This is a genomic window from Pseudonocardia sp. N23, assembly GCF_002583555.1.
Taxonomy (GTDB): domain Bacteria; phylum Actinomycetota; class Actinomycetes; order Mycobacteriales; family Pseudonocardiaceae; genus Pseudonocardia.
Genome location: NZ_BEGX01000057.1, coordinates 197,512 through 204,376 on the forward strand (window position 1 = coordinate 197,512; position 6,865 = coordinate 204,376).

Genomic DNA, 6,865 nt, shown 5'->3' on the forward strand with positions numbered 1-6,865 from the left:
TGGAAACATGCTAGACAGCGCCCTCACCGCCCCCGCGACCAGGCCTGTCGTCGGTCGCGTCGGGAGCCGGGCCGAGCGTCGGGTCGCGGCCTGCGTCGAGGTCCTCCCAGGCCGCCCGGTCGGGGTCGGCGGGAGCCGGGCGCCGTTGCGCGGACGGTGCGTCGTAGCGGGCGCCCAGACGCGGCATCCCCTTCTCCCGCAACGCCAGCAGTGCGCCGGCAGCACCGACGAGCACCGCGCCGACGAGCGTGATCACGGGCGCCGCGGTGCCCGAGACGTCCCCGGCGGCGCCAGGGGCGACGGTGAGTCCGGCCAGCTGCGCGAGCCGGGCCGCCGTCGGCGGGGACACACACGTGGCGACGACCGCCCACACCGTCACGACGGCGACCAGCGCGAGCAGCCCGCCCAGGACGCGGCGCGCGACCCCCGACACCGCGACCGCCGCCGCGATGCCCGCGGCGGCGAGCAACGCCAGTGCCGTCGGCACCGGCTGGACCTGGATGCCCGACGCGGCCGCCTCGACGTCGCCGCGCACCGTCGGCACGGTGGCGGAGAACCAGGTGGGGCGGGCGCCACCCCACGTCGCGAGGGCGCCGACGGCCAGCGCGGCGCACACGAGGAGCAGTCGTCGCCGTCCCGTCCGCGCGGGTGCCGCCGCTGTCGTCACGACGACCGCGTCTCCTGGCCCGCCACCGGCCGGGGCGGGCCCAGGGTGGCGGCGGTGGCCACCGCCGACAGCACGGCGCGCGCCTTGTTCAGGCACTCGGTGTCCTCCGCGACCGGGTCGGAGTCGGCGACGATCCCGCCGCCGGCCTGCACGTACGCGACGCCGTCACGGACCAGCGCGGTGCGGATCGCGATCGCGGTGTCGGCGTCGCCCGCGAAGTCGAGGTAGCCGACGATGCCGCCGTAGAGGCCGCGCCGCGTGGGCTCCAGCTGCTCGATGATCTGCATGGCCCGCACCTTCGGGGCGCCCGAGAGCGTGCCCGCAGGGAAGCACGCCACGACGGCGTCGAAGGCGTTGCGGTCGCGACGCAGGGTGCCCGTCACCGTCGACACCAGGTGCATGACGTGGCTGTAGCGCTCCACGGAGAAGAAGTTGTGCACCTTGACGCTGCCGGCCTCGCAGACCCGGCCCAGGTCGTTGCGGCCCAGGTCGACGAGCATGACGTGCTCGGCGCGTTCCTTCTCGTCGGACCGCAGGTCCTTCTCGAGCAGCGCGTCCTCCTCCTCGGTGGCGCCGCGCCACCGGGTGCCCGCGATGGGGTGCGTGGTGGCCTTGCCGTCGCGGACCGTCACCAGCGCCTCGGGGCTGGACCCGACGATCGCGAAGGGCGAGCCGCCCGCGGCGTCCTCCAGGTGCAGCAGGTACATGTACGGGCTGGGGTTCGTGGCCCGCAGCACCCGGTACACGTCGAGCGGGTCGGACGCGCAGTCCATCTCGAACCGCTGCGAGACGACGATCTGGAACGCCTCCCCCGCCCGGATCTGCTCCTTGGCGACCTCGACGGCCGCGCAGTGGTCCTCGTGGCTGCGCCGGCGCAGGAACGTCGGCTCAGCCGGCGCGTACACCCCGACCGTCGACGGTGCGGGCACGGCGAGCTCGGCGGTCATCCGGTCCAGGCGGGCGACGGCGTCGTCGTAGGCCGCGTCGACCCGCTCGTCGGAGCCGTCCCAGTTGATCGCGTTGGCGATCAGCGTGATCGTGCCTTCGTGGTGGTCGACGGCCGCGAGGTCGGTGGCCAGCAGCATGACCAGCTCGGGCAGGGCCAGGTCGTCGACGGTCGTCGGGTCGTCGCCGATGCGCTCCATGCGGCGCACCACGTCGTAGCCCATGTACCCGACCATCCCGCCGGTGAGCGGGGGCAGGCCGGGCAGCGGCTCGCTGTGCAGCTCCTCGACGACGGTGCGCACCGCGGCCAGCGGGTCGCCCTCGGTGGGCAGGCCTGCGGGGACCTCACCGGTCCAGTGCAGCCGGCCGTCGACCGCGGTGAGGGCCGCGGCGCTGCGGGCACCGACGAACGACCATCGCGACCACGACCGGCCGTTCTCCGCCGACTCCAGCAGGAACGTGCCGGAGCGGGACCCGGCGAGCTTGCGGTACACCCCGACGGGCGTCTCGTCGTCGGCGAGGAGCCTGCGGGCCACCGGGATGACCCGGTGCCCGGCCGCGAGCGCGCGGAACTCCTCGCGGGTCGGGGTGACCGCGCCCAGTGACGGTGCGGCGGTGGCGGTCGACATCGGGCCATTCTCGCAGGCTCCCCGGAGTCCACCGAGAGCCCCGCGACGAGGGTCCCGGAGCGCTGTGAGCCACACCCGGATCGGCGGACGGCCCCCGCCCGCAACCGCACGTCGGGGAGGATGGGGCCGTGGCCGACGCGACCGCAGGACCGCCCGCCCGCCGCAGGGGGCGCCGCCGGGCGGGTGAGGACACTCGCGCGCCGCTGCTGGCCGCCGCCCGCGAGGAGTTCGCCGAGCGCGGTTTCGAGGGTGCGACGGTGCGGCGCATCGCCGAACGCGCAGGCGTCGACGCAGCGATGGTCAACCACTGGTTCGGCGGCAAGGAACAGCTGTTCGTCGCGGCGCTGGACTTCCCGGTCGACATCACGACGATCCTCGACCGGGTGCGGCCCGGCGATGTCGACGAGCTCGGCGGGCGGATCGTGCGCACCTTCCTGACCGTGTGGGACGCCACCGGCGGGGCACCGCTGGGGACGTTGATCCGCAGCGTCGCGTCCCACGAGAGCGCGGCGCGGATGATGCGCGACTTCGTCGGCAAGGCGCTGGCCGACCGCATCGTGCGCCCGACCGCGCCCGACCGTGTCGAGCTGCGGGCCGCGCTGTGCGGCACCCAGATCATCGGGCTCGGCATGATCCGCTACGTGCTGCGGCTGGAACCGATCGCGTCCGCGGGCCACGACGAGATCGTCACCGCGATCGCCCCGACCCTGCAGCGCTACCTCACCGGGCCGCTCTCCCCGCCGGGGTGACCGGTCAGGACACCGGGCGCCGGGGGTCGACGAACCCCGACTCGAACGCCGCCACCACCGCTTGGGTGCGGTCACGCACCCCGAGCTTGGCCAGCACGTTGCCGACGTGGGTCTTCACCGTCTCCACGCCCAGCACCAGCTCCCCCGCGATCTCGGCGTTGGACAGCCCGCGAGCCATGCCGCGCAACACCTCCGCCTCCCGGTCGGTGAGCCCGCGGCCCGCGAGCCGGTCGCCGGTCCCCGGGCCGACGGCGGCGACGAGCTCCCGCACCGCCGCCGGGAACAGCAACGACTCCCCCCGGGCGACCGTGCGCACCGCGGAGACGATGTCGGCGGGACGGGCCCGCTTGAGCAGGAAGCCCTGCGCCCCTGCGCGCAGGGCCTCGTAGACGTACCCGTCGTTGCCGAAGGTCGTGAGCACCAGTACGCGAGGTGCGCCGGGGCGGGCGAGCAGCGCCCGGGTGGCGGTGATGCCGTCGACGGCGGGCATCCGCACGTCCATCAGCACGACGTCGGGGCGCAGCCGGGCGACCAGGCCCGGGACCTCCGCGCCGTCGGCGGCCTGGCCGAGCACCCCGATGTCGGGCTCGGACTCGAGGATCGCGCGCAGGCCCGCCCGGACGAGCTCCTCGTCGTCGACGAGCAGTACGCCGATCCGTGCGGTGGCCGGCGCCTCCGGGGCGGTCACGGTGCCGATCCTGGCGCAGCCGGCCACGGCAGGCGGGCAGCGACGCGCCAGGCGCCGTCGTCGCGGCCCGCGACGAGCTCACCGCGCAGCACCCGCACCCGCTCGGCCATGCCCGCCACCCCGCGGCCGCCGCCCGCGCGAGAGCCCTGACGGCCCACGGGATTCTCCACGTCGAGCGCGAGCAGCCCGGCGCCGGCGTCGAGCCGGACCGTGACCGGTACGGGGCCTGCGTGGCGCAGGGCGTTGGTGAGCGACTCCTGCACGATCCGGTACGCCTCCCGCGACACCACGGCCGGGACGGCACCCAGGTCCCCGGCGACGTCGACGTGCACGTCGACCCCGGCCGTGCGGGCCCCGTCGACGAGACGGTGCAGGTCGGTGAGATCGGCGGCGGGCGCGCGCGGAGCAGCGTCGCCCGGTACTCCGTCGCGGTCCTCGCGGAGCAGGCCCAGGACGTGGTCGAGGTCGTCCAGGGCGCCACGGCCGGCGTCGGCGATCGCGTCGAGCGCGCGGCGGGCGAACTCGGGATCGCTGTCGAGGACCCGGGCGGCGGCCGCCGCCTGCAGCGTCGTCACCGTGAGGGCGTGCCCGACGGAGTCGTGCAGCTCGCGGGCCAGCCGGTTGCGGACGGCGAGATCGTCGGCGACACGCTGGGCCGCCGCGAGCTCGGCCAGCAGCCGCTCGCGGCGGTCGGGCCCGAGCAGCCGCGGTGCGACCCTGCCCAGAGCCCGGCCGGTCGCCGACACCGCGTGCGCGAGCAGCACGGGCAGCGCCGGCCCGGCGACCGGGCACCATGCGGCGGCGAGCCCCGTCGGCAGTGGCGTCGTCGCCCGCCACGGGGCCGCGACCAGCGCGATCGCCGACGGGACGACGACGAGCGTCACCAGCATCGCCACCGTCCCCGTTGCCGCGACCAGCGCCAGCCAGCCCGCGGCGCGGCGCCGTGCCGGCCACGTCGGCGGACCGGGATCGGGGACGTCCGCATCGAGCAGCGCACGCGCCGCGGTGACCTCCAGCGCCCGCACCCCGGGCGCGAACGCCACGCCCACGGCCGCCGCGCTCGCCAGCGCCAGCAGCACCACCGAGGAGAAGACGTCCATCCCGCCGGACGCGAGCGCCAGCGCGAACAGCCAGGCCAGCGCTCCGTACGGGAGCGCGACGACCGCGCCGAGCAACAGGTGCAGGGCGCGCCGCCACGTCACCCCGTCGACGAGCGGGGCGACGACCCACCGCAGCCATCTCACGTCCGGGATCGTCGCAGAGCCGGGGCCGTGGCCGCTCCCCCACACGGGGGAGCCACGTCCACCCCGCGCGGGAGTCGCCCGACCGCCGGGTCGACGACCGTCGTCCCCATGACCTCCTCCGCCCTCCTCGCCCCGCCCGCACCCCCGCCGACCCGGTCCTGGCCGCGGCCGGGCCACCGGCTGCTGGGCGTCGCCGCGATCGCCGGGACGCTTCCCTACCTGGTGCTCAAGTCGGTCTGGCTGACCGGCGGCCGCGCGGGCGTCACCGACCCGGCACTGCTGGCGAGCGCGTCGATGACGGTGCTCAACGCCGTGACGGTCGCGATGGACGCCTGCGTCGTCGCCCTCGCCCTGGTGCTGACGACCCGCCGCGGGCTGCGCGCCCCGGCACTGCCGGTCCTGCTCCCCGCCTGGGTCGGCACCGGGTTCCTGGTGCCGATGGCCGTGTCGGTCCTGCCCGCGACGCTGCTCTCGCTCGACGGCCCGCCCGAGGCAACGGTGCTGGCGCCGTGGGTGCAGCCGCTGGTCTACGGCGGGTTCGCGTGGCAGGGGGTGTTCCTCGTCGCCGCGTTCGCCGGGTACGCACGCGAGCGCTGGGGAACTCTGGTGGCCCACCCGGTCCGGCGGGCGGCGGCCGTCGAGCCGGTGCTGCGCGTCGTCGCCGGGGGTGCGGCGGTGACCGCGCTGGTCAGCGCCGCCCTGCACGTCGCGACCGGGCCGCTGATCGGCGGCGGCGTCGCGATCATGACCGAGGGCGTCAACGCGGCACTGGCCGTCGCCGGGGCGTGGGGGCTGGTCTCGCTCGTGCGCCGTCGCGGCCCGCGCCGCCTCGCCCTCGCCGCGGCCTGGACCGGGTGCGCGGCGATGTTCTCCTGGGGCCTGTGGTCGACGGTCACGACGATGGGCGCCACCGCGCTGGCGACCGGCGGTGTCCCGACGGCGGGCCTGGCCGCGGTGACTGGCCTGCTCGCGGGTCTGTCGGGCGCGATCGGGGCACTCCTGGCCCTGTGACCTCCTGCGCCTGTGAGTGGCGATGGTCGCCATGACGACTGTCATGGCGACCATCGCCACTCTCGACCTTTCCTGTGCGGTGGCCGGGTGATCGACGCCGACGCATGATGGGGACATGGGACGGCCGGGCCTCGAAGGCCTCAGATCACGGCTCGCAGCGAGCCTGTTCGAGCGGGTCGCCGGCGCCGAGGGCGCCGGTCGCCGCGAACGCATCCACTCCGCCCCCGGGCCGCGCTGGTTCGCCGAGGACCGCCCGATCCGCGTCGTCCACGGCGACGCCGCGATGTTCGTCGGCGGGCTGCGTGCCCTGCTGCTGCAGTCGCTGCACCCGCTGGCGATGGCCGGCGTCGCCGGGCACTCCGGGTTCCGCGGCGACCCGTGGGGACGGCTGGCGCGCACCAGCTACTTCCTGGCGTCGACGACCTTCGGCCCCGCCGAGCTGGCCCAGGAGACGATCACCCGCATCCGCGGTGTGCACGACCACGTCCGCGGCACCGCCCCCGACGGCCGGCCCTACGCCGCATCGGACCCGCACCTGCTGGAGTGGGTGCACATCGCCGAGATCGACAGCTTCCTACGCGCCCACCAGGCCTACGGCACCACCCCGCTCGACGCCGTGGCCCGCGACGGCTACGTCGCCGACGCCGCGTTCGTCGCCCGCGCGCTCGGCGTGGTCGACCCGCCCGAGTCGCAGGCGGCGCTGGAGGCGCGGATCGAGGCGTTCCGGCCCGAGCTCGACGGCAGCGCCGCGGCCCGGGACACGGCCCGGTTCCTGCTGCGCGAGCCTCCGCTGCCCGGCGCCGCCCGGCTGCCGTACGCGCTGCTCGGCGCGGCCGCGGTCGGGCTGTTGCCGGACTGGGCGCGTTCGCCGCTGGGCCTGCCGTACCGGCCACGGCTCGACCGCACCGTCGTCCGGGTCGGGGGCCGGGCGG

General features: G+C 76.2%; 7 protein-coding genes. 3 read left to right on the forward strand and 4 right to left on the reverse strand.

Annotation, left to right across the window (positions count from 1 at the left end; genetic code table 11):
* Positions 1–10 precede the first annotated feature (10 nt).
* Together TOK_RS17695 and TOK_RS17700 are read right to left on the reverse strand one after the other, a co-directional pair.
* A complete protein-coding gene (locus TOK_RS17695; protein WP_172457620.1) occupies positions 11–667 on the reverse strand; it encodes a Trp biosynthesis-associated membrane protein in 657 nt (218 codons plus the stop codon).
* A complete protein-coding gene (locus tag TOK_RS17700; protein ID WP_098958974.1) occupies positions 664–2,241 on the reverse strand; it encodes an anthranilate synthase component I in 1,578 nt (525 codons plus the stop codon). The genes TOK_RS17695 and TOK_RS17700 overlap by 4 nt, the downstream gene beginning before the upstream one ends.
* A 128-nt stretch (positions 2,242–2,369) precedes the next feature.
* Here TOK_RS17700 and TOK_RS17705 point away from each other — a divergent pair, with 128 nt between their 5' ends.
* On the forward strand, positions 2,370–2,990 hold the full coding sequence (locus TOK_RS17705) for a TetR/AcrR family transcriptional regulator (RefSeq protein ID WP_098958975.1): 621 nt from the start codon (positions 2,370–2,372) through the stop codon (positions 2,988–2,990).
* Positions 2,991–2,994: 4 nt separating this feature from the next.
* On the opposite strand, the gene TOK_RS17710 is transcribed toward TOK_RS17705, so the two are convergent.
* Entirely contained in the window at positions 2,995–3,678 is a 684-nt protein-coding gene (locus TOK_RS17710; RefSeq protein ID WP_253258442.1) for a response regulator transcription factor, read from the reverse strand.
* The gene (locus TOK_RS34175; RefSeq protein WP_253258443.1) at positions 3,675–4,922 is read right to left on the reverse strand and encodes a sensor histidine kinase; all 1,248 of its coding nucleotides are present in this window, start codon (positions 4,920–4,922) and stop codon (positions 3,675–3,677) included. The genes TOK_RS17710 and TOK_RS34175 overlap by 4 nt, the downstream gene beginning before the upstream one ends.
* A 108-nt stretch (positions 4,923–5,030) precedes the next feature.
* On the opposite strand from TOK_RS34175, the gene TOK_RS34180 reads away from it, so the two are divergent.
* Both TOK_RS34180 and TOK_RS17725 read left to right on the forward strand, forming a co-directional pair.
* On the forward strand, positions 5,031–5,933 hold the full coding sequence (locus TOK_RS34180; RefSeq protein WP_098958976.1) for a hypothetical protein: 903 nt from the start codon (positions 5,031–5,033) through the stop codon (positions 5,931–5,933).
* A gap of 115 nt (positions 5,934–6,048) precedes the next feature.
* On the forward strand, positions 6,049–6,865 hold an 817-nt coding region (locus tag TOK_RS17725), incomplete at its 3' end, for an oxygenase MpaB family protein (RefSeq protein WP_098958977.1).